This window comes from Neobacillus sp. FSL H8-0543 (genome assembly GCF_038592905.1).
GTDB lineage: Bacteria > Bacillota > Bacilli > Bacillales > Cytobacillaceae > Neobacillus.
Genome location: NZ_CP151943.1, coordinates 3933068 through 3955386 on the forward strand (window position 1 = coordinate 3933068; position 22319 = coordinate 3955386).

At 37.8% G+C, this 22319-nt stretch carries 20 protein-coding genes; 9 read left to right on the forward strand and 11 right to left on the reverse strand.

What is annotated here, in order from left to right; translation table 11 throughout:
• Positions 1-68 precede the first annotated feature (68 nt).
• From NSS81_RS19805 to NSS81_RS19825, 5 genes are all read right to left on the reverse strand, one after another.
• A complete protein-coding gene (locus NSS81_RS19805; protein WP_342430350.1) occupies positions 69-848 on the reverse strand; it encodes an alpha/beta hydrolase in 780 nt (259 codons plus the stop codon).
• Between the two features lie 231 nt (positions 849-1079).
• Positions 1080-1544, reverse strand: a complete 465-nt coding sequence (locus NSS81_RS19810) for a PepSY domain-containing protein (RefSeq protein WP_342430351.1) — start codon at positions 1542-1544, stop codon at positions 1080-1082.
• 112 nt (positions 1545-1656) lie between these two features.
• Entirely contained in the window at positions 1657-2385 is a 729-nt protein-coding gene (locus NSS81_RS19815; protein WP_342430352.1) for a PepSY domain-containing protein, read from the reverse strand.
• A gap of 26 nt (positions 2386-2411) precedes the next feature.
• Positions 2412-3806 carry a HAMP domain-containing sensor histidine kinase gene (locus NSS81_RS19820; RefSeq protein WP_342430353.1) on the reverse strand — a complete coding sequence of 465 codons (1395 nt, stop codon included), beginning with the start codon at positions 3804-3806 and terminating at the stop codon, positions 2412-2414.
• Complete coding sequence (locus NSS81_RS19825; RefSeq protein WP_342434086.1) at positions 3803-4498, reverse strand: response regulator transcription factor; 696 nt, start codon at positions 4496-4498, stop codon at positions 3803-3805. The genes NSS81_RS19820 and NSS81_RS19825 overlap by 4 nt, the downstream gene beginning before the upstream one ends.
• Before the next feature lie 117 nt (positions 4499-4615).
• On the opposite strand from NSS81_RS19825, the gene NSS81_RS19830 reads away from it, so the two are divergent.
• Both NSS81_RS19830 and NSS81_RS19835 read left to right on the forward strand, forming a co-directional pair.
• Positions 4616-5530: an ABC transporter ATP-binding protein gene (locus NSS81_RS19830; protein WP_342430354.1), complete on the forward strand. Its 915-nt coding sequence runs from the start codon at positions 4616-4618 to the stop codon at positions 5528-5530.
• A complete protein-coding gene (locus tag NSS81_RS19835) occupies positions 5523-6365 on the forward strand; it encodes an ABC transporter permease subunit (RefSeq protein ID WP_342430355.1) in 843 nt (280 codons plus the stop codon). Before NSS81_RS19830 ends, NSS81_RS19835 begins: the two co-directional genes overlap by 8 nt.
• Before the next feature lie 126 nt (positions 6366-6491).
• Here NSS81_RS19835 and NSS81_RS19840 read toward each other — a convergent pair whose 3' ends face one another.
• Genes NSS81_RS19840 through NSS81_RS19860 form a run of 5 tightly spaced genes read right to left on the reverse strand, consistent with a single transcriptional unit; the run spans position 6492 to position 10993 of the window.
• Positions 6492-7178 (reverse strand): response regulator transcription factor, encoded by a 687-nt coding sequence (locus NSS81_RS19840; protein ID WP_342430356.1) that lies wholly within the window; start codon positions 7176-7178, stop codon positions 6492-6494.
• On the reverse strand, positions 7175-8647 hold the full coding sequence (locus tag NSS81_RS19845; protein ID WP_342430357.1) for a HAMP domain-containing sensor histidine kinase: 1473 nt from the start codon (positions 8645-8647) through the stop codon (positions 7175-7177). Before NSS81_RS19845 ends, NSS81_RS19840 begins: the two co-directional genes overlap by 4 nt.
• 15 nt (positions 8648-8662) lie before the next feature.
• Positions 8663-9400: an ABC transporter permease subunit gene (locus NSS81_RS19850; protein WP_342430358.1), complete on the reverse strand. Its 738-nt coding sequence runs from the start codon at positions 9398-9400 to the stop codon at positions 8663-8665.
• The gene (locus NSS81_RS19855; protein ID WP_342430359.1) at positions 9378-10100 is read right to left on the reverse strand and encodes an ABC transporter ATP-binding protein; all 723 of its coding nucleotides are present in this window, start codon (positions 10098-10100) and stop codon (positions 9378-9380) included. The genes NSS81_RS19850 and NSS81_RS19855 overlap by 23 nt, the downstream gene beginning before the upstream one ends.
• Before the next feature lie 38 nt (positions 10101-10138).
• A complete protein-coding gene (locus NSS81_RS19860) occupies positions 10139-10993 on the reverse strand; it encodes a hypothetical protein (RefSeq protein ID WP_342430360.1) in 855 nt (284 codons plus the stop codon).
• A gap of 192 nt (positions 10994-11185) precedes the next feature.
• Between NSS81_RS19860 and NSS81_RS19865 the strand changes: the two genes are divergently transcribed.
• Positions 11186-11380: an IDEAL domain-containing protein gene (locus NSS81_RS19865; protein ID WP_342430361.1), complete on the forward strand. Its 195-nt coding sequence runs from the start codon at positions 11186-11188 to the stop codon at positions 11378-11380.
• 360 nt (positions 11381-11740) lie between these two features.
• On the opposite strand, the gene NSS81_RS19870 is transcribed toward NSS81_RS19865, so the two are convergent.
• Entirely contained in the window at positions 11741-12385 is a 645-nt protein-coding gene (locus NSS81_RS19870; protein ID WP_342430362.1) for a hypothetical protein, read from the reverse strand.
• 316 nt (positions 12386-12701) lie between these two features.
• On the opposite strand from NSS81_RS19870, the gene NSS81_RS19875 reads away from it, so the two are divergent.
• The 6 genes from NSS81_RS19875 (at position 12702) to NSS81_RS19900 (ending at position 22315) form a co-directional block, all read left to right on the forward strand.
• Positions 12702-13304, forward strand: a complete 603-nt coding sequence (locus tag NSS81_RS19875; protein WP_342430363.1) for a hypothetical protein — start codon at positions 12702-12704, stop codon at positions 13302-13304.
• A gap of 113 nt (positions 13305-13417) precedes the next feature.
• A complete protein-coding gene (locus NSS81_RS19880) occupies positions 13418-13867 on the forward strand; it encodes an SRPBCC family protein (protein WP_342430364.1) in 450 nt (149 codons plus the stop codon).
• A 170-nt stretch (positions 13868-14037) separates the two neighbouring features.
• Positions 14038-16800 (forward strand): phosphoenolpyruvate carboxylase, encoded by a 2763-nt coding sequence (gene ppc / locus NSS81_RS19885; protein WP_342430365.1) that lies wholly within the window; start codon positions 14038-14040, stop codon positions 16798-16800.
• A gap of 240 nt (positions 16801-17040) precedes the next feature.
• Entirely contained in the window at positions 17041-19635 is a 2595-nt protein-coding gene (gene adhE / locus NSS81_RS19890; protein WP_342430366.1) for a bifunctional acetaldehyde-CoA/alcohol dehydrogenase, read from the forward strand.
• Between the two features lie 384 nt (positions 19636-20019).
• Positions 20020-21651 carry a long-chain fatty acid--CoA ligase gene (locus tag NSS81_RS19895; RefSeq protein ID WP_342430367.1) on the forward strand — a complete coding sequence of 544 codons (1632 nt, stop codon included), beginning with the start codon at positions 20020-20022 and terminating at the stop codon, positions 21649-21651.
• Positions 21652-21679: 28 nt separating this feature from the next.
• A complete protein-coding gene (locus tag NSS81_RS19900) occupies positions 21680-22315 on the forward strand; it encodes a hypothetical protein (RefSeq protein WP_342430368.1) in 636 nt (211 codons plus the stop codon).
• The last annotated feature ends 4 nt before the right edge of the window (positions 22316-22319 follow it).

Below are 22319 nucleotides of genomic sequence, written 5' to 3' on the forward strand. Positions count from 1 at the left end.
TGTATGATGTTCCGTGCAAGGTCATATAAGAATATGGGGAAAATGGGGGAAGGAGTAATCCTTCCCCTCTAACTTGCCATTTTTTGTTTGTTTAAAAAGTTTCTAAGGACATTGTTAAATGCTTCTTTTGCCTCGAGTTTTGCGATATGACCAGTATTTTTGAAAATGACAAATTCTGAATGGCGAATTTGTTTATGCATTAATAGTTGAATCCATACAGGAGTTACCGAGTCGTATTGTCCGCCAATAATTAAAGTAGGTACGTTTATTTTGGGCAACAGGCATACATTATTCACTTTAAGACAGGCTTTCATTGATTCTATATAGAAGTCAGGATTTGGTTTGTAAAATTTATTGAAATCCTCGAAGTTTTTCTCGGTCCAGGAATATAGACAAATACGAGCAGCCATGTCTTTTTGTTTATTTAAGGGAAGAGACTCTGCACGTGCCTTACGGAACTTTAGAAATAGCTGACCCAGCCGTTTTGGGGCATAATGAAAAGTACTTACTAGCATTAACGAGCGGCACATTTCTGGTGCTTGACGATATATTTCCTGTGCAACCATCCCACCCATCGACAATCCGCAAATGTGAGCGTTTTCAATTTTTAACCCCTTTAATAAGCGGATTACATCACGAGCAAAGTTTGGAATCGAAATGGCTTCAGTTGTAATATATTCTCCATGTCCCCGTAAATCTGGGATAATTAAGTCATACTGATCAGCAAATTCAAATTGATTAGACCAACCCTCTTTCACTTCACCCAAACCGTGTATAAAAACTAATGGTTCACCTTCACCCATACGCAAATAAGGAATTCCAGAGCAACAAGTTAATAATTCAGCCAAATGTAAAACCTCCTATTGGTTTGATCTAATAAACGTTGTTGCCAATATTTGGACAATGTAAACGGTAATAATTTTCCGATTGATTAATTATATATGCTTAGGACACTGAATATTACCAATAGATGTAAAATACATATAGTTAAATTGAAAAGAGACAATCGTTTAAAGATTGTCTCTTACTCATTCATATTAATATCCATTTATCTTGTTTGAAGGATTTCACTCGTTTTCTTAATTATCGTCATTGTCGACATCTTGGTCATCATCTTCGCGACGATCGTCATCATCGTCAAATTCGACTTCGGTGACCTTTCCAGTTTCAGCATCGATGCTGACTTCCGCTTCACCTCGGTTGGATTGAATCTCAAAGTCATATTCTAGTCTTCCGTGTTCATATTCCTGTTCGACCTCTGTTATTGTTCCATTGACAGTGTTTGTGGCAATTTTTGAAGCTTCTTCAACGGAAATGGCAGTATTATTTACAGGTTGAGCAGTACTAGCCTTATTGTCATCATCTGTTTCAACTTTGTAGAACGTTTGACCATGCTCTGTCTCTATCTCTACCTTTTTACCTTCTGCATTCAGTGGAACCGTTTGTGTCTTACTTTTTGAATCATCATCTGTAGCACCAACTGCAATCGCACCACCCAATACAAGTAATACTGACAACGTTCCAACTAAAAGTTTCTTTTTCATTTTATTTCCTCCTTTTCTTCGTTCCTATCTACAAATTTAGTATATCCAGTGAACATGAGAGGAAAAGGATAGAAACATTAGAAATTGATGAGAAACATATTTACAAAACTTTTTAGTCATCGTTATTATCACCATGGTCATCCCAGGTTATCGATAGAACCTGACCAGTAATGGCATGAATTTGAACAATTGCTTCTCGATCATCTTGAGTCTCTATCTCTACAAGAAAGTAGGTTTGTTCATGCTTTGTTTCCAGTAAAATATCGTCAATGGTTCCTGGAATTTGTTTTAACGCGATATTTCCAGCTTCCTGCTCAGTCAGAGTCTTTGGCGGTTCGTTTATCACTGCGGTATTAGAGGAGAGGATTTTTCCTGAAATAGCATCTACAGTTATGTTTGTCTGTTTGTCAGCTTCAGTCACAACCGCCTTATAGATAGGTGCCTGATTGTTTTCAATTCTTTCAATAGAAGCAATTGAACCCTTTACTGCAGAGAGAATTATCGTTTTAATCTCCGATTCTGATAATTCTTTAACAGGTTCTGGAGCAGGCTTTTCTGTGGCGGGGCTGGTTAGTGTGAATGACAACACTTTACCGCTTGCAGGATCCATCTTGATGAGATAGAGCTTATCTTGTTTTTGCATTTCTATATGATATTGTTGGGCAGTTAATTTTATCTGGGAAACGGTTCCTTGATATCTATTTTGTATGAGCTTTTCTGCTTCTTGTTTTGTTAACATGTCAGCCGCAGGTGACAATTTACCGAACTGCAAGCAAATGATTAATATACTAACTGCAATAAGTAAACATATTGTGACCCAGAACCAGGATATTTTTTTCATATATAAGCCTCACCGCCTTTGTAACTCTATTTTCTTACACGAAGATTAGGGGAAGATGAGAAATCATCCATTTTTTTAAAATAAAGAGTGGCGGCCGTTCCAATACCGATCGTGCTTTCGAGTGCAACCCTGACACCAATAGCATCGGCAATTTCTTTGGCAATCGATAAACCGAGGCCTGAACCGCCATTTTTTCGTGTTCTTGCTTTATCTACGCGGTAGAAGCGATCAAAGACCATGGATATTTCGTCCTTTTCGATGCCAATACCACGGTCGATAATTTTGATAAAGACTTCATCTTTATCGATTCCTGTAACAACTGAGATTGTATTTTCACTATACTTCCGTGCATTATCAAGAAAAATAAACAGCAGTTGTTTTAATTTTTTTTCATCGGTTATTATCGTTAAAGGAACCGCGTTCTCTTCTGTAAAATCAATCTCCCGATGATAGGCGCCCTGAAATGCCTTCACGGTTTGCATCAATAATTCATGGAGGAGTACTTGGTTACTTTCGATATTCCATTGCTCCTGATTCCTTGCAAGCAGCAGAAGTTGTTCGGTCATCTCCTTCATCCGGATTGCTTCGGAATGAATCGCTTCAATGGACTCTTCGAATATTTGCGGTTCTCCCATACCTCTTCTTTTTAGTAAACTGGCATAGCTTTCAATGATGGTTAACGGCGTTTTAAGCTCATGTGAGGCGTTTGAAACAAACTGCTGCTGTTTTTCAAAGTTTATTTCTAGCAGGTCAATCATATGGTTAAAGGTTTCACCCATTCGGTACAGTTCGTCCTTTGATTTTCTTTGAAGTTTCAAGCGCTTAAATTGACCGCTCTGCCTTATCTCAGTCATCGTGTTAATCATCGATATAACTGGTAGAGTGATAAGATTGCTTAGAATCCTACTCGAAATCAGCACAGGTATTAACGCAAGGAGTGTCACCGTTACTAACACAAGGCGAAGCGTTGCTAAATTTTCTGATGCTGTCTGCATGCTTTTGGTAACCTGAAGATTGGCGACCCTTCCGTCTTGTAAAATAATTGGCATCGATACAAAGGTATATGGCCGTTTTTGATAAATGATCGACTTTGTGACTTCTTGGCTATAAAACGACGCTTTCCGCTGGCTTAAGCGTTTTTCAGATACACTTGTTACAGGTGAAAGGCCTTTGTTTTCGGCTGTAACAATTCGAATCATCCCGTTAATCGGGACGTAGGCGCGTAAAAGTTCATTATCCGGAATGGTACCAAGAGCTTTGCCAAAGTTCTCAGTAATATTGGCCAACTCCTTATTTGCTGTTTTTAATTCGCTGTCGAGAATTAGTTTGTTAAATGAATAATAAACGGTAATATTTATCAGAATTAACAACATAGCAAACAGAAAGGCGGTATAGAGGTTAATTTTCTTTCTTAGCTTCATTTGACAACCTTTAATACATAGCCAACACCACGGACCGTGTGAATCAATGTCGGTAAATGCGGAAAATCAATCTTTTTCCTTAGATAACGGATATAAACGTCAACTACATTCGTATCACCAAAGAAATCATAGCCCCAAACCGCTTCTAAAATTTGCTCCCGGTTTAACACCTGGCGCTTATTATTCATTAAAAAAACAAGTAAATCATATTCTCGGGGAGTTAATTCGATTGATTCTCCAGCTCTAAGAACCTCCCTTGTCTTTTGATTCACATTTAAATCTTCAAAAGTTAGCAAACTAGCATCTTCCACAGGCTGTTCGGTTTGTTTAAGCCGTAAAGCTGCACGAATACGCGCTAGAAGCTCCTCGATTTGAAAGGGTTTTGTAATATAATCGTTCGCACCAAGATCAAGGCCAGAAACCTTATCTTCTACTGAACTTTTTGCCGTTAATAGAATGACGGGGGTAATCAGGTCATTTTTCCTAATACGTCTAAGAATTTCAATTCCGCTTATTCCTGGAAGCATTACATCTAGTAAAACCAAATCCCAACTGCGAGCTCGGTATTTTTCAAGTGCATCAATACCATCAAATACCTTGGTTACTGAATAACCTTCATATCCAAGCTCCAGCTCTAATAAACGAGCAATCTTTTCTTCGTCTTCAATGACCAATATTGTCCCTTTTTCCATCATGCACCTCCAAAAATCAATGGTTATTTTTAAAAAATTATAATTTTATTATAATCTGTGAACGAAGCAGATAGCAAAACCGTACTACTGATAGGGATTTTTTTAGGAGGGGAAATATTGACTACAATTATAGAGGTTGATCATGTAAGTAAGCATTTTAGCGGGCGAGAAATTTTGAAGGATGTTTCTTTTGCAATTGAAGAAGGAAGTATCACTGGGCTGCTTGGCCCGAATGGTGCAGGGAAAACTACGATTATTCGGTTATTAAATGGAGTAATCGATGCGACGAGCGGAACAATGAAGGTAATGAATTTCAACCCAAACAAACAGGGGGATTCAATAAGAAAGAGGGCGGGGATTGTAACGGAAAGTGCGAGTCTTTACCATGACATGACTGCGTGGGACAATCTAGTATTTTTTTCTAAAATCTATAACTCCTATGACTCGAAGAGAATTACTCATTTATTGGAGCAGTTTGAAATGATCCCACATAAGGATCAATTGGTAGGCAGTTTTTCAACAGGAATGAAAAAGCGGATTGCATTGGCAAAAGCGTTATTGCACAAACCGAGTTTATTATTTCTCGATGAACCGACAAACGGTTTAGATCCGGAGGGGATCAGTGAAGTTATTCGTTACTTAAGAAAAGTGAACCAAGAAGATGGAGTGACCATTCTTATTTGTTCTCATGTGCTCCATCAGCTTGAGACCATTTGTGATTCCTATTTGTTTTTGAATAAGGGTAGAATCATTGAAAAAGGAACAAGGAATATGCTTGAGAATAAGTATTTAACAGAAATAAAAGTCTTAGTTGAAACGGGCCTTCAACCAGTTGATCAGCAAAAATATAAAGGGTTTCAATATAAGAGAATAGAAGCAGCCAAATTAGAATTTTCCTTGTCGACGAAAGAGGAGATTACCCCATTATTGGTGGCAATTTTGAGTGATTCCTGGGTTCATAACTGTGAAATTACCAACCGAAGTCTTGAGGCTTTGTACTTTAAAATTAGAGGGGAAGATGGAAATGAATAAAAGTACCATCCTAACGATTACCCGAAAGGACTTAAAAGCGACTTTTTCATCCAAAAAGATTTGGGTGCCGATGATTATTGTAGCCGTGCTCTTATGTATCATTTTCCCGTCCGTCTTAGCTTATTTTGGTTTGAATTTTGATATGACAGGTAAATCTGCCGAAGATATCGAAAGACCGATTAACGCGTTTATTAAGGAGTTTCCAAATGATGAGATGAGAAATACGCTCGCTTCGTTGCCAACCCTTACCTATAAATTTGTTTATTTTTTCTTAACGTTTATGATGATTCCCTTTTTCTTGTTGGTGGCTATCATCAATTCGATGGTAACCGCTGCAAACAGTTTTGCAGGGGAGAAGGAAAGAAACACTTTAGAAACTCTGCTGTTCGCACCGATTTCAATAGTTGATTTGTTTTTAGGGAAGGTTCTTGCCTCACTAATCCCTGCCTTAGGGATTACCTATGCTTCCTATGTCATTAACCTTATCATTGTTAATCTAATAACCTACCCATTTTTTGATCATATGCTATTTTTAAATTCTACTTGGTTGCTATTAATGTTTTGGGTGATCCCAACCCTAGTACTATTTACAATCATCTTAAGTGTGTTAATTTCGGCAAAGGTAAAATCATTTCAAGAAGCCCAGCAATTTGGCGGAATCCTTGTTCTCCCAGTTATCGGAATCGTTATTAGCCAAGCAAGTGGACTGTTCTTCCTAAGTCCGCTTACACTTTTCCTTATAGGCACAGGTTTGCTCGTGGCAAACGCCTTAGTATTAAAACTCGTCACAAAATTCAACCAGCGTAACACACTATTCGAAAGTCAAATTCACTAAATAAACAAAGGTGTCATGCACCATTCAAAGAAAAATTCTTGAAATGGAGCATAACACCTTTTTCGATTTATGAGTGTCCACGGGAGACGGACAAATGTATTTCTGTGGTGCCTGTCACCGGAAGTGTCACCGGAAGCGATATCCTGAACCCCAAACGGTTTCGATGTATTCGGGGTTGGAGGGGTCGTGTTCAATTTTTTCTCTTAGTTTACGGATGTGGACGGTGACGGTGGAGACGTCTCCGTTGCCATCATAGCCCCAAATTCTTTCGAATAAGTGGTCTTTGCTGAGGACTTGATTTGGGTTCAACGCTAAAAAGGTGAGCACATCGAATTCTTTTGTTGTAAAGGTGACCTCTTGATTGTTTACGAACACTCGTCTCGATGAACGGTCAATAAATAGTCCGCGAATATAAATGCCTTGTGATTCATTGTTTTGCTTCATCGATAATCGTTCATAGCGGGAAAGATGGGCCTTTACTCTTGCCACCATTTCATTTGGGCTAAAGGGCTTGACTAAGTAATCATCGGCGCCTAGTCCAAGACCGCGAATCTTATCGATTTCTTCCTTTTTGGCTGTCACCATGATGATCGGAATATCCTTAACGCTTCTAATCTTCTTGCAAATTTCAAAGCCATTTATATTGGGAAGCATCACATCGAGCAAAATCAAGTCGTATTCTTGGGTCAATGCTCGTTGCAGCCCTAAATCTCCTGTTAACACGATATCTGTTGCAAAGCCGTTGATTTCCAAATAATCGCGTTCTAACTCAGCGATACTCTTTTCGTCTTCGATAATAAGGATTTTTTTCATGTTGCATCCACCTCTTTACAGATATCTTGCGGCAATGAAACCGTAATCTTGGTTCCAATTTTCCATTCACTTTCAACCTGAATCGTACCATCATGTTCTTCGACAATCATTCTCGCAATCGAAAGACCAAGCCCGCTGCCGCCTGTTAATTTATTTCTGGATTGTTCCGCACGATAAAATTGATTAAAGATAAGCGGGATGGATTCTTTTGAGATTCCAGGTCCATTGTCCTCGAGTACAATATCAACCCAGCCGTCAGTGGAAAGAAGCGATATCTTCACTTCCTTTTTATCTTTATCCATATATTTCAAGCTATTATTGACAATATTACTGAGGACACGTTTGAATTTGTCCCGGTCTGTACGAACATAGCAGTTGCCCTTTGGTGATAATTGTAAATCAACATCGACATTTTGTTTCCTTAAATCAAAGCTTAATTCCTCAAAATAATCTGTTAAATAATCTTTTAAATTGATTCTTTCAAATTCAAAAGGAACCTTTCCTAAATCAAGCTTCGAGAATAAGAAGAGCTCATCAATCAAATGATCCATATCAACGGACTTAGTGTAAATGGTTTTTAGATAATGCGCCTTCTTTTCAGGTGTGTCTGCTATACCATCACGAATGCCTTCAATATATCCTTTTATTGAGGTGATGGGTGTTTTTAAATCATGGGAAATATGGGCGATTAATTCCTTGCGATTTTCTTCATACTGTTTTTGAATTAGGCGTGATTCATTTAATTGAATGCGCATCTCTTCAAACGAAAGTGTCAGCTGACCAAGCTCATCATTTCTGACAGGCCGAATTGAGTATTCAAGGTTTCCATTTTTTATAAATTGGGCCGCCGTTTTTAGACGATTAATTGGCTTGATGATGCTTTTTGAAACAAAATAACTTAACAGTCCATTTGTGGCAATTAAGCTTAATAAGCATAAGCCAAATAATATCGGAAAAAATGTTTTCATGAACTTATTCCATGGACTAGCATCCTTTAAAAGAAAGAGTGATAGTTTACTGCCATCCTGGTTAAAAAAGTCATGCTGCTTGATAGCGAAGGTTTGATTACCTAGCTCTTCAAGATTGCGCAAATTTGTTTCATTGCCAAAATTGGGCAAATCGTTTGCCTTTACTTTTTCAACCCCATTTGAAGAGTAATATAATTCACCGTCTTTTCGGATGATGAGATCTGTTTTTATTTCCTCAAGCTGGGGATCCAGCGATTGTAAGAATTCCTTGTTCATCAACTCATCCGGATTCATAACTGATTTTTCTTTTAGCTTAAAAAATAACTTTGAATCTTCCTGTACGATTTGGTGGTAATTATGGCTTTCTGGAAGAAAATTAGCCATTTCTCTTAGGTCACCTAGAAAAAATATCAATAAAAGCAGTGAGGCAAAGAAAAATAAGATAAGCGGGACGATGATCATGGCAATATTAGACAGTATGAGCCGGAGTTTGATGGACATTATGATACACCCTTTTTAAGCTTCTTTTCTATTAAACATATAATAGCCTGCTGATAAAAACAACACGACTGCGGAGCACAAATAGGTGACAGTTTGGATTATCCAACGAAATGACACATCTCCCAGCCAATGCATATACCAATCAAGATAGGCGGTTGGTAACATGTAAAGGATGTTTGGCACCATATATGGAATAAAGACCATCGCTAAGTAAAGAACTATCATCCCAGATATCGCAAGAACACTCGAGTTTATAACAAGTGCAATCAGGACAGCTAACGCTACAATGACCATCAACGGGACCCACGATACCAAATAGGCACCTAAACTTGATGCGATCGCAACAAAATCAAAGGTTTTATCAAATAGTGCGCTGCTAATAAGCATAAATAGCCAAACTAAAAGCAGTTGAACTAGTACAAGGCCTCCGATAGAGAGTAGTTTGGATAGGAATAGCTCGATTCGGCTAATCGGACGGACCTGGAATAGTGTTCCACGTTCGCCTTCACCAGTGAATAAATCGGTGGCAGCAATAAAGATAAATAATGGTAGCAAAAGGCTGACAAATAGATCTAAGAGAGTAAGATTAATATTTTCTGCAGGCAACGCCATCCAGTCGATAATAAAGAGCTTATTTACGAGAAGTTTGGTAAGAACCGGCAGCGCTACAGCTACAAAGAGAAACAATTTAGTCACCTTTTTTGCCAGCAGTTTTTGCAGTTCATTATAACTATTTGCTTGGATTGTGTTCATAAGCCGATTCCTCTACCTTCTTGACGTATATTTCTTCTAATGACTGTTCGTTGGCTTCATAAAATGATGCCTGCCCATGAATGAGAAAACAAAATCGATTACATAGTTTTTCAAGTTCAGAGATATGGTGACTGGAAATCACAAAGGTTACTCTGGAATGACGAGCGATCTCTTGAATCGCTTTTCTTAAAGTTAGCAGTCCATCGATGTCAAGACCGTTTGTTGGCTCATCTAAAATGATTAGCCGCGGCTTAGAAAGTAGGGCAGAGGCGATCCCAAAACGCTGCTTCATTCCCATTGAAAAGGAGGAAATCTTTTCATTCTTATAAGGAGATAACCCGGTTTGCTGCAGGACCTCATCAATATCTGAACTCTGAACATTCGAATAGAAACGGGAAATCATTTTTAGATTTTGGTATGGTGTCATATTTTCATAGGCAACTGCAGAACCTATTAAAGCACCAACGGGATCAATCGCTTTTTTGTAATTGTGCTGGAGGTCAATACCGAAAATCTCTGTGCTCCCGCTATCTGGTTGAATAAGTCCTGTCATGCATTTTAATAACGTAGTTTTACCCGCACCATTTGGTCCAAGGACGCCAATAATTTCACCTTGATTGATTGTTAGATTAATATTTTTAATTCCTCTGCCATTGGAATATTGCTTTGTCATCCCAGTTATAACCACTGCTTTTTCCAAGATTGTCACCTCTATAATTTCATATTGAAAAAAACCTACTATTTGTCGCCATGTCCATGGTCAAATTCAACGATATTATCAGCTGGAATCTCAACAGGTGTTACCAGTGTTTTATTATAATCAGACATATTCATATCAATACTTAAGACTAGTTCATGACTTTTTCCCTGTGCATCTTTGCCTGTGACAACAGCTCTAATGATTTGTTGCTCTATATAATTTTCTTCATTTACCTGTGCGGTTACTCGAATTTGCTTTACCGTAATATCATGATCTAATTCTGGAACAGTTGGTTTTATGTGAAAGTCTGATTCTTTTTGATCATTGTTATCTTGGAGCATAACCGCATGCTTGATCATTAGCGTACTCAAGGCATTCGCTGTAAGAGGGATCTCTTTTCCTGTTAAATCTAACTCGATTAAGTGATTACCATTTTTCTGTTCTGCCACTGTAATTTGTTGTTGGAGATTTTTTGTCATTACATCGATCAGGTTTTCTAAATCATCTTGGAGCTTTGCTGTGTTTTTATGATGAGCGTTTGCAGAGGTTTCCATTTTATAAACGGTATCTGAGCCATTCTGTAGAACAAACCAATTTCCTGCCTGCTTGTACATGTTCATGTTACTTGAATCTGTTTCGTTAACTAAATGAGTTGAAATGGAATTAACCTGATTTACCGTATCTGATTTGAAAAGGGAATCCATTGTGAAGATTGATTTCTGGTTGTCTTCAACATTAAGCTTTATGCTCATTGTTGCACTATCTGCCGTATGGGTTTGTTTCAATGCTGACTTGTAAAGGTCATACCCTGATGTATTTGCTGAGATGGAATAAACGCTACCAAGCAAAAGTGTCCCGCTTATCCCGATTACTGCTAGAAATTTCTTATTCATGTTTTTTTCCTCCTATCAATATTTGTGGTACAACTAGAGTTTAATCTGGAGTTATAAAATGAATCTAAATAATTTATTAAATTTCCCTTAAGAAATCAGGTTAAAAAAATATTTTTAGTTATTACAAACAAAATGTTTGAGTTTTCAGAAAACTAACAGTATAATGAAAAAAAGCTTAAGGAGTTGATTTCCATGGAAAAGAGATTATTAAATTCTCCACAGCCGACAGATGCAAACAACGATTCAACAATTGCTGAAATGTTTTTAAACAACATTATGATTGAGTTTAGAAAAAAGACACTCCGTCAGGAAATCGACCAATCATTACAAGAAAGAAACAAGGAAGCATTCATCAAGTTAACAGAGGAACTAAAGAAAATTTGTTAGCATATAACCCCAGACTTGCATGTTAAATTGGAAGCACTATTCACATTAAATAGTGCTTCTTTTGTTGTAAAAAAAAGTTGTGTTATAGAACATTATTGACTTTATAATAATGTTGATTGGAGCGGAAGGCACGAGATCCTCGAAAATGCTATCGCATTTCCTTCGTGCGGTGCAAATTCAATGAAGCAAATTCAATGTCCTGCGGGAGTACGGGGCTGGGGAGACACCACAGGCGCTTATGCGCCGAGGAGGCTCCCCGGCACGCCCGCTCAAAAGCGAAGTGCCTGGAGTTCCAATCAACAGTCTAGTCAACAAAGACAATAAAAAATAAGCCCCATTAAGTATGGGGGCTTATTTTTCTTATAGCTTTTCCACCTTTTTGTTCCTATTTAATAAGGTAAAGGACACGGGCTGGTCATTGCCGGTCATTAAGTTGTAAACATAGGAGGATGTAATTTTGTAGCCTTCATCCATTTTTTCAGCAAGATAGTTTGTTCTCTCAAAAAGAATCGAACGAATGTGATTTATTTGACGATAGATTTTCTCAGTCAAAGCCTCTTGTTTGTCCAATCTGCTTAATACTTCCGTTTGAAATTCCTCTTGTTTTGTAAACTCTTGAGAAAATTGCTTTTGCAGCTCAACCTGCTCATTTATTTTTGTTGCTAATTGCTCGTTGGCTGCTTGCAATCTATTATTCCTTTCATCTAATACCTTTAACCATTCAATCATTTTTTCCTCTGATTGATTATGAAGCAAGTTGTTGTTTCTTAACTCCTTTAACTGGCTGCTGACATCATCCCAGTTATTTGCTTGGACTGACCCTTGTTCGATAAATTGCTGTTTCATGTCATCTAAAACCCTATTTATTGAAACATTTGCCAGTATTTGTTCGTCTATAAATGTTGAAAGATAATCTGTCTTAACATAAAATTGGTTCGGCTCATCGAATTTTTTGCTATTTTTATATACATCGGGATGTTCGTTTTTGTTTATATATAATCCCAAAATCTTTTCACCTCACAATCTTAATGAATGGTTTATTTTATGCATTACATACAAAAGATGGGAAATTTTTTTAGCAAAACAGGAAAAATGTGTTCCTATGAGGAATTTAATAGAGTACATTATTATATATATTGCGAATCATTAATCGGTCTTAGGTCTTATACTAAATTAATACCCAAGATTGTGTAAATGGTGAATTGACGACATTATAATTATAGTAAGAGAAAATGTGTATATGACTAAATATAAAAATAGATTATAGGGATATAGAGAGAGAGAATATCCTTTTCAGTTTGAAAAGTAGGGGGAGTAGAGGATGAGGAAGGTTTATGTACTTCTTACGGATACTGGAACTGTCTTAACAAAACTAATTAAGTTATATACAAAAAAACCGCATAATCATGCTTCCATTGCACTAGATGACCAACTATGGAATGTTTATAGCTTTGGAAGAAGAAGACCGCGTAATCCTTTTATGGCTGGATTTGTTCGAGAAAATACCCGCGGAGGGATTTTTAGAAATGCGGATTGTGCGCTTTACTGCTGCTCCATTACTGAAAAGCAGTATGAAAATATTTGCGAGAAAATAAGTGAAATAGAAAGAAATAAAAATGATTATCGATATAACCTTTTAGGTTTATTTGCTGTGATGGTCAACATGGAATTTGATCGTAAGAATGCCTTTTTCTGTTCGCATTTTGTCGCTGCGCTCCTCGAGGAATCAGGAGTCGAGATTAATAAACAAAAGCCATTGTCCCTGGTTACTCCGAATGACATAAAGGAATCATCTTCATTAAAATTAGTCTATGAAGGAAAATTATCTTCATACTTTGCTGAAGTAAGCAAGGGAGAAGTGACAGAAATCTCCAGTCAGAAATTTTATCGTGAGTTTAATACTGAAAGAGTGGAAGTCATCTAAAGACAACAAAAAATATATCTTCGTCTATAAACAGATTAACAATCATATAATTTAGTAAAAGACCTTCTGCCAACCTGAAGGTCTTTTACTTTTACTTTAGAAAGAGGGATAGAATGCCAAGTGATAAACATCAAGTCGAATTGGAAATCCCCATTGATGTGATTTGGGACTTTATTAGAGATGCAGATAATTGGGCACCACTCGTGCCTGGCTATATTTATCATGAAGCTATAAATGACCGTCAAATTACTTGGGAATTTAAGAGCGACCTCGGCATTGTCAAAAAGAAAGTCACGCTATTGATTGACTTTAAAGAATGGAATGAACCCAATAAGGTAAGTTTTGAAATAAAACGGAAAAATGAAAAATATATAGGTGAAGGGTATATTGAAGTAAAAGCACTGAATAAAAATAAAACACGCGTAACAGGATTTCTCGAAATTAATGCAAGTGGCGCAATGGGTTCATTAGCAAATTCACTTTTTAAATCAAACATCCCAAAATCTGCCGAAGAAGCAGCGGCAGCCATTTCGTCTAAGCTAGAAGAATTTAATAATAAGTGAGAATAAACCGCTGCCCAAATATGTATTTGGGCAGCGGTTTTTCATTTCAATTTAAATATTTTCACTTTTTCGACTATAATTTGCTCCATTTTTCAACATGAGTCCCAAAGATATGATATATTAATAAGTAAAATTTAATTGAATTACTCGAATAAAGGGAAGGTGAAAGTATGACAACAGAAATGAAATTAAATGACAGCAGTCTTCCGCTAAGGCGTGACGTTAAACTATTGGGTAATATTCTTGGTGAAATTTTAGTCAATTATGGCGGGATTGAACTATATGATAAAGTTGAAAAAATAAGGACAATGTGTAAATCACTTAGAAATCAATATAATGATGAAGTTTATTCAGAGTTAAAGCAGGAAATTTCAAGCATGGGCTCACCAATTAGAAAACAAGTCATTCGTGCTTTTTCAGCCTATTTTCATTTAATTAATGTAGCTGAACAAAATCATCGTATTCGGAGACGGAGGCATTACCATCTCGAAGATGACACCATTGTACAGCCAGATTCAATTGAGAGTGCCATACTTTCACTAAAAGAAAATAATATTCATACAGATTCCATACAACATGCGCTCAATACCCTGTCACTCGAACTTGTTATTACGGCTCATCCTACAGAGGCAACAAAGCGTTCCATTCTCGAAATTCAACAACGAATAGCGGATACTTTAAAAAAGCTCGATCATCCCTTACTTACAGCTAGAGAGCGTCAAAAGCTAGAGGAAAGCTTATTTAATGAAGTCACAATACTCTGGCAAACGGATGAATTGCGTCATAATAAACCGACTGTTTTAGATGAAGTGCGAAATGGGCTATTTTATTTTGATCAGACATTATTTGAGGTACTTCCAGAAATTCATCGAGAAGTTGAATTTTGTCTCGAGAAAAACTATTCTGAAGTGGATTGGAAGGTTCCTAATTTCCTTCGTTTTGGTTCTTGGATTGGCGGGGATCGGGATGGAAATCCAAATGTAACTGCAGAGGTAACATGGGATACCTTACATATGCAGCGGAAACTCGTATTAAAGAAATATAAAAATGTTTTAGTTGACCTGATGAAACGTTATAGTCATTCTACAACACATGTAGAGGTCAGCCCAGAGTTACTCCAGACATTAGAGGAAGAAGAGAACTTGTTCTTACCTGAGGATAAGAAATGGCCCATTCAAACTGAAGTGTATCGTCGCAAATTTGCGATTATCATAGAACGGGTAAAACAGATTGGAATGACTGAATCCGGATATAAATCGGCTGATGAATTATTAGAAGATTTATACGCAGTTAAGAGAAGTTTGAAAAAGCACCATCCTGCTGAGCATGAATTAAAGACCATCCAGAAGCTAATCAGACAAGTACAGCTTTTCGGTTTTCATTTGGCGACACTTGATATTCGAAACCATAGTGGAGAACATGAGGCGGCTATGACAGAAATATTAAGAAAAGTTCGGATTGCTGAAAATTATGCAGAACTAACTGAAGAGGCAAAAATTAAGGTATTAGAAACTATTTTAATGGACCCGCGCCCGCTGCTACTTTTGCATGAAGATTATTCAATTGAAACACAGAAAATACTCCAAGTGTTCCAGATGATTAGAAATGCACATAAAGAATTTGGGCCACGTTCCATTTCCGTCTATCTAGTGAGTATGACGAAATCACCTAGTGACCTACTTGAAGTCCTAGTATTAGCGAAAGAGGCAGGGATCTATCGGCTTCATGCCGATGGGACGGTTGAAAGCCAGTTGAATGTGGCACCTTTACTTGAAACCATTGATGATTTAACAGCTGGTCCGGAAATCATGGAAACTTTATTTAAGTTGCCGGTATATCGAAATCATATACAACAAATGGATAACCAACAGGAAATAATGCTGGGTTATTCTGATGGCAGTAAAGATGGCGGGACGTTAACAGCGAACTGGAAACTATATAAAGCACAGCTCGAAATTCATGAAATGGCTATCAGATATCAAATTAGGCTAAAGTTCTTCCATGGCCGTGGCGGTTCTTTAGGCCGCGGCGGCGGTCCATTAAACAAAAGTCTCTTATCGCAGCCTGCCGAAACGATTGGCGACGGAGTGAAAATTACAGAGCAAGGTGAAGTACTATCATCCCGCTACCTGCTTGAGGATATTGCCTATCGCAGTTTGGAACAAGCCACATCCACTCTAGTTCAGGCTGCCACGCATATTTCAAAAGAGGCGGAGCAAGGTCAACTGCGCAAAGAGTTATGGGAAAATGCCATTGAGGAAATTTCCAGTGAAGCATTATCGAAATATCAATCGTTAGTTTTTGCTGATCCAGATTTCCTGACCTATTTCAATGAAGCGACACCATTAAGGGAAATTGGTGATTTAAACATTGGTTCAAGACCTATGAGCCGGAAAAGCCGCGGCCGATTTGAAGATTTAAGGGCGATTCCATGGGTGTTTGCTTGGACCCAAAGCCGGCAGCTCCTACCAGCCTGGTATGCAGCAGGCACAGGCTTAGAAAGCTTTGCAGCAAAAAGCATCCAGAATTTACAGCTATTACAGGCAATGTATGAAAAATGGCCATTTTTTCAATCAACAATCAATAATCTTCAAATGGCTCTAATGAAAGCTGATATTACTACGGCAAAGGAATATTTATCACTTGTTGAAGATCAAGAGATTGCAAACCGGATTTTTGCTAATATTCAGGAGGAGTATGAAAAAACGAAAGAGATTCTTCTCAAAATTACTGGGGACAAAGAATTGCTTGATCATACACCAAATATAAAAGACTCTGTTTATCGCAGAAATCCATATGTGGATCCATTAAACTTTTTACAGGTTGAGTTAATAAAACAATTAAGACAGCAGGAAGTACCAGATGAAGAGTTATTAAAAGAGGTATTGCTTACAATAAACGGAATATCAGCTGGCTTACGAAATACGGGCTGATCACTAAAACACAAACTCCAGATAGAAAGGGGAGTTTGTGTTTTTTTTTGGAGGAATAGTGAAAAATTGAACATTCTATGAACTTTTAAAAAATGAATGAATATTCATTCGTTTTTTAGCAAAATTCGACAACTCTCGCATTGCCTTCCATGATATATTTTAGCCAGAAAAGACACCAGAGGGATTGCAGGGATTTTTTTATATGTGAATAAGAAGATTTATGATTTGGAGGGATTGTAAATGGCAGTAGAAGAGAGAGTCGTCCAGGATAAGCAAAATATTGTAGCAATGATTGATCACTTAGCGAGAAATGGAGCTAAAGCCTTAGGTGAATTCAGGTGTTACAACCAGGAGATGGTTGATGAAATTGTTAAGCAAATGGCATTAACAGCGCTTAACAACCATACGCATTTGGCGAAACTCGCAATTGAAGAAACCAAAAGAGGCGTATATGAAGATAAGGTTTTCAAAAATATGTTTGCGACGGAGTTTATCTATAACAATATTAGGGACCTAAAAACGGTGGGTGTCATTAGTGAAAATGAATATGAAGGTATGGTGGAAATGGCCGAACCAGTGGGGGTAATCGCTGGGGTTATACCAATTACTAATCCTACCTCTACTGTAATCTTTAAATCGTTAATTTCACTAAAAACAAGAAATCCGATTATTTTTGCGTTTCCAAAATACGCGCAGCATTGCTGTGTGGAGACGGCAAAATTACTTAAAGAAGCAGCAATGCAAGCAGGAGCGCCCGAAAATTGCATCCAGTGGATTGAAATTCCTTCACATGCTGCTTTTCAAACCTTAATGCAGCATCCAAAGATAGCGCTTATCCTTGCCACCGGCGGTCCAAATTTGGTTAAAGCGGCTTATAGCTCTGGTAAACCTGCATTAGGCGTTGGTGCTGGCAATGTACCATGTTACATTGAGAAAACGGCAAACATTAAGCGTGCAGTCAATGATATTATTTTATCCAAAACCTTCGACAACGGGATGATTTGTGCTTCGGAACAAGCACTTATCATTGATAGGGAAATCTACGGTGAAGTTAAAAAGGAATTAATTGATAATAATTGTTATTTTCTAAATGAAGAAGAACGGAAAATGATTGAAAATGTAGCGATAGATACGAAGAATGCTACTCTCAATCCAATGATTGTTGGATTACCAGCATTTATGATAGCGAAAATGGCAGGGGTCAATGTCCCAGTAAATACGAAAATACTTATCGCAGAATTAAAAGGAGTGGGTCCGAAATATCCACTTTCTTGTGAAAAGCTAAGTCCGATATTGGCATGTTACCAAGCGGTAAGCCTGGCGGAAGCCTTATTACTAGCTGAGAGTACCCTTGAATATGGTGGACTAGGACACTCTGCAGCCATTCATACAGCTGATCAGAATGTGATTGACACCTTTGCACTGCGAATGAGAGCGGGAAGAATTATGGTTAATACCCCATCGACTCATGGGGCAATTGGTGATATCTACAATACATCATTACCATCCTTAACAATTGGGTGTGGAACCTATGGGGGGAACTCTGTGTCACAGAATGTTGGAGCAGCAAATTTAATGAACATTAAGAAAGTAGCAAAGAGAAGAACGATGACACAATGGTTCAAAGTGCCATCACAAATATTCTTTGAGAAAAATTCTATTCAGGTGTTAGCTACTATCCCAGAAATTTCAAAAGTGTTTATTGTGACAAGCCCAAGTCAAGTGAAAAATGGTTTCGTAGACAATGTATTATATCAATTGAAAAAAAATCCAGGAAATATCCAATTTGAAGTATTATATGATGTTGAACCAGAGCCAAGTGTTGAAACCGTGATGAACGGTGCAGAGAGAATGAGTAAATTTAAGCCCGATTGTTTAATTGCTCTTGGCGGAGGTTCGGTAATGGATGCAGCAAAAGGTATGTGGCTTTTCTACGAACATCCAGATGCTGATTTTAATCATTTAAAGCAAAAGTTCTTTGACCCAAGTAAGAGAGTAGCTAAATTTCCTCCACTTCGGGGCAAGGCGAAATTTATAGCCATTCCGACAACATCTGGTACAGGGTCAGAGGTAACTTCGTTTGCAGTTATTTCCGATAAAAAGAGAAATATTAAATATCCGCTTGCAGACTTTCAGCTTACACCTGATGTAGCCATTGTCGATCCTCAGTTTGTCATGACTGTCCCTAAGCATGTCACAGCGGATACGGGCATGGACGTTCTTACACATGCAATTGAAGCATATGTATCGGTCTTGGCAAATGACTATACTGATGGCCTGGCATTGAAAGCGATCCAATTAGTTTTTGACTTTTTACCAAGAGCATATAAGGACGGCAGTGATGAAGTGGCCCGTGAAAAAATGCATAATGCGTCAACGATTGCTGGAATGGCTTTCGCTAATTCATTTCTCGGAGTTAACCATAGCCTTGCACATGCACTTGGAGCAGAATTCAATATTGCGCATGGACGTGCCAATGCTATTCTTCTGCCACACGTCATTCGCTATAACGCAGCCAAGCCAAACAAATTCATGACATACCCTAAGTATGAGCACTTTATTGCCGATCAGCGTTATGCGGAAATCTCAAAAATGCTTGGACTTCCTGCAGGAACAGTTGAAGAAGGCGTTGAGAGTTTAATACAGGCAATCATGAAGCTAGCAGGAGAATTAGAATTACCAATGAGTATTCAGGAAACCGGCATTGGCAAAGCAGAATTTGATAAAAAAATAAATACATTGGCAGAAAACGCATTTGATGACCAGGATACAATCGCGAATCCGAAACAACCACTCGTAACAGAACTCGCTAATATTTACCGCCAGGCATATTAAGGAATTTATAATTGACAAATCAGTTTCTTCTTAACAGAAACTGATTTGTCATAGTTATTTTTATTATCTCTATGTTAATAATGAAAACATATTTTTGAAATAGCTTTTTGAGACAGGTGTATTTTCGAAAGTTGTGTGAACAATAGTAAAGTTTTCGACAAAGTATTCAGATATTTCATCCATCCTCGATACGTTTACTGTTTTAGATGGCTATTTTGTTATTGTAAACAATAGAAGTCCGTGAATCTTGCGGGTATTTGTCGAATTGGCAAAGTTTACAAAATCACATTTTAAAACAATAATTTAATTGATTAATATACTTCTTCTGACTAGTTTCACCATTACTGAGATTAATTGGAGGGAGATTATTTAGGAGGGGAAAATATGGTCTATAGGCAAAAACCTTGGTTGAAATTTTACGATTCAAGAGTCAGTGAGAGTGTTTTAGTAGATTATGATTCATTATTTGATCTTTTGCATCAGGCATCAAATATTCATGGTGATATGCCCGCTCTCACTTTTTTTGGGAAGTCATGGAGCTACAGGGAAACGAGGATGATTTCCGAAATGTTTGCTGCATCCTTGTATAGGATTGGCTTTAGAAAGGGAGATCGTCTGGCTATTATGCTTCCTAACTGCCCGCATTATATTTTCAGTTTATTTGCAGGTTTTCGGTTAGGCGGTATTGCCGTTCAAGTAAATCCAATGTATGTCGAAAGAGAAATTAAACATGTGCTTACAGATTCCGAGGCAGAATACATAGTTGTATATGAAGCACTATATCAGAGGGTAAAGCAAGTACAGCCAAAATCGTCATTGAAAAAAATTATTGTCGTAGGATTCGGCGGGAATAGGATAGAACTCAGCGAAGGCGATATTTACTTTGAAGACTTCCTTACCCATGACAATCTTATACCTGAGATTCCAATTAATATTAAAGAAGATGTGGCACTGTTGCAATATACTGGCGGTACAACAGGGGTGTCAAAAGGGGTAATGCTTACACACCAAAATCTTTTGGCCAATATTATTCAGGTATGTGATTTCACTTATAATGCGGTGGATGAAAGACCAGATAATTTTAAAATTGTTAGTGTTCTTCCCATGTTTCATGTTTTTGGTCTTTCCTGCAATGCCCTTTCGGCGATAAGAATAGGCTGTAACCAATTGATTCTGCCGAGATTTGATGTTAATGAGCTATTAGAAGTTATTAAACGGGAGAAACCATTCCAAGTGGTGGTTGTTCCGACAATGATTTTCGCATTAAACAGCCACCCGCAATTAGAGGAAAGCAACATAGGTGATATTTTCTATGTGGGCAGCGGCGGTGCTCCGTTACCGATAGAGCAGATTAAATCGTTCGAGAAAAGGGTGGGCACAAGATTAGTAGATGGCTATGGTCTTTCCGAAACTGCACCATCGGCAATCTCTACACCTCCATTTCTTCCTCGCAAATTAGGCAGTGTCGGAATTCCTCTCCCAGGCACAGAGGCGAGAATTGTAAGGGAGACAGAGGATGGCTATGAGAATGTTCCAGTTGGGGAAGCAGGGGAACTAATCCTTCGTGGTCCGCAAGTAATGAAAGGATATTGGAAACGTCCTGGGGATACAGAAATGGTATTAAAAGATGGCTGGCTGTTTACAGGTGATATAGCGAAAATGGATGAAGATGGATACTTTTATATCTTGGATCGTAAGAAGGATATCATTATTGCGAGCGGCTACAATGTTTATCCGCGTGAAATTGAAGAAGTGCTCTATCAGCATGAAGCAGTCGAAGAGGCAATTGTCATCGGTATTCCTGATCAGTACAGAGGAGAAACCGTAAAGGCATTTGTAAAGCTGAAAGCGGGGGCAGTTGTATCACCCGAAAGTCTTATAGAATTTGCAAAAATCAATTTAGCCCCCTACAAAGTACCGAGGGAAATTGAATTCCTAGATGACCTTCCTAAATCTTCTGTCGGCAAGCTGCTTAGAAGGATGCTTAAGAAAAAAGAGGAAAAGGTTGAGGTTTGAACAATCTATAAAGGAGGAGAAACCTATTATGGAAAAGACAGATCACAAGGTAGTGAACGAAGAATTCAATGCACAAAAGCAGAATGAAAATATAGAAGAGACTGGGGAACAGATTACAAGTCTGGATATACTCTGGCGTCATGCCTTTAGAGAAGTAGATGAATGGGCAAAGTATGCGGATTACCGGGATGAAGTTTTTCTAAAAGAGGCCATCCATTTTGTTGAAACTATCCAGCGAAATCAAGGGACTATTAAAGAAGTTACCGAACAATTTAATCATGAATTTGCAAAATGGGAGAAAGCCACAAGAGATGAATTTTTAATGTCAACAACGCCTTTACAGCATTTTTTCCCGAAAGTATCATATGAAGAGATAAACCGCCTGATTGATCAAATTCAAAACAGGACAATGTCGATTTTGAGTGCACCTGGTCAAGTAATTGCAAACGCACAGGGCACGGAGCAATATCTATCTATTATTAAGCAATTTATTGCATTAAGAAAAGCAGGAAGAGAGCAATATATTAAAACCATAAAGCAAGCAGCCAGTGTAATCCATGATAGTCAAAAGGGTATTATTGATCTGTTTGTTCGCCAAGTTAAAGGATTTATAAACCCGCTAAATAAGTATTTGGATAAGGAAGAAGAAATAACAAAATCCTAAAATT

Excerpts from the sequence above, each read along its gene's own strand:
- NSS81_RS19860 (WP_342430360.1), bottom strand. The coding sequence starts at position 10,993 with ATGAATAAGAAATTTCTAGCAGTAATCGGGATAAGCGGGACACTTTTG.
- NSS81_RS19865 (WP_342430361.1), top strand. The coding sequence starts at position 11,186 with ATGGAAAAGAGATTATTAAATTCTCCACAGCCGACAGATGCAAACAAC.
- NSS81_RS19820 (WP_342430353.1), bottom strand. The coding sequence starts at position 3,806 with ATGAAGCTAAGAAAGAAAATTAACCTCTATACCGCCTTTCTGTTTGCT.
- NSS81_RS19845 (WP_342430357.1), bottom strand. The coding sequence starts at position 8,647 with ATGTCCATCAAACTCCGGCTCATACTGTCTAATATTGCCATGATCATC.
- NSS81_RS19875 (WP_342430363.1), top strand. The coding sequence starts at position 12,702 with ATGAGGAAGGTTTATGTACTTCTTACGGATACTGGAACTGTCTTAACA.
- NSS81_RS19810 (WP_342430351.1), bottom strand. The coding sequence starts at position 1,544 with ATGAAAAAGAAACTTTTAGTTGGAACGTTGTCAGTATTACTTGTATTG.
- NSS81_RS19850 (WP_342430358.1), bottom strand. The coding sequence starts at position 9,400 with ATGAACACAATCCAAGCAAATAGTTATAATGAACTGCAAAAACTGCTG.
- NSS81_RS19900 (WP_342430368.1), top strand. The coding sequence starts at position 21,680 with ATGGAAAAGACAGATCACAAGGTAGTGAACGAAGAATTCAATGCACAA.
- adhE (WP_342430366.1), top strand. The coding sequence starts at position 17,041 with ATGGCAGTAGAAGAGAGAGTCGTCCAGGATAAGCAAAATATTGTAGCA.
- NSS81_RS19840 (WP_342430356.1), bottom strand. The coding sequence starts at position 7,178 with ATGAAAAAAATCCTTATTATCGAAGACGAAAAGAGTATCGCTGAGTTA.
- ppc (WP_342430365.1), top strand. The coding sequence starts at position 14,038 with ATGACAACAGAAATGAAATTAAATGACAGCAGTCTTCCGCTAAGGCGT.
- NSS81_RS19880 (WP_342430364.1), top strand. The coding sequence starts at position 13,418 with ATGCCAAGTGATAAACATCAAGTCGAATTGGAAATCCCCATTGATGTG.
- NSS81_RS19825 (WP_342434086.1), bottom strand. The coding sequence starts at position 4,498 with ATGGAAAAAGGGACAATATTGGTCATTGAAGACGAAGAAAAGATTGCT.
- NSS81_RS19895 (WP_342430367.1), top strand. The coding sequence starts at position 20,020 with ATGGTCTATAGGCAAAAACCTTGGTTGAAATTTTACGATTCAAGAGTC.
- NSS81_RS19835 (WP_342430355.1), top strand. The coding sequence starts at position 5,523 with ATGAATAAAAGTACCATCCTAACGATTACCCGAAAGGACTTAAAAGCG.
- NSS81_RS19815 (WP_342430352.1), bottom strand. The coding sequence starts at position 2,385 with ATGAAAAAAATATCCTGGTTCTGGGTCACAATATGTTTACTTATTGCA.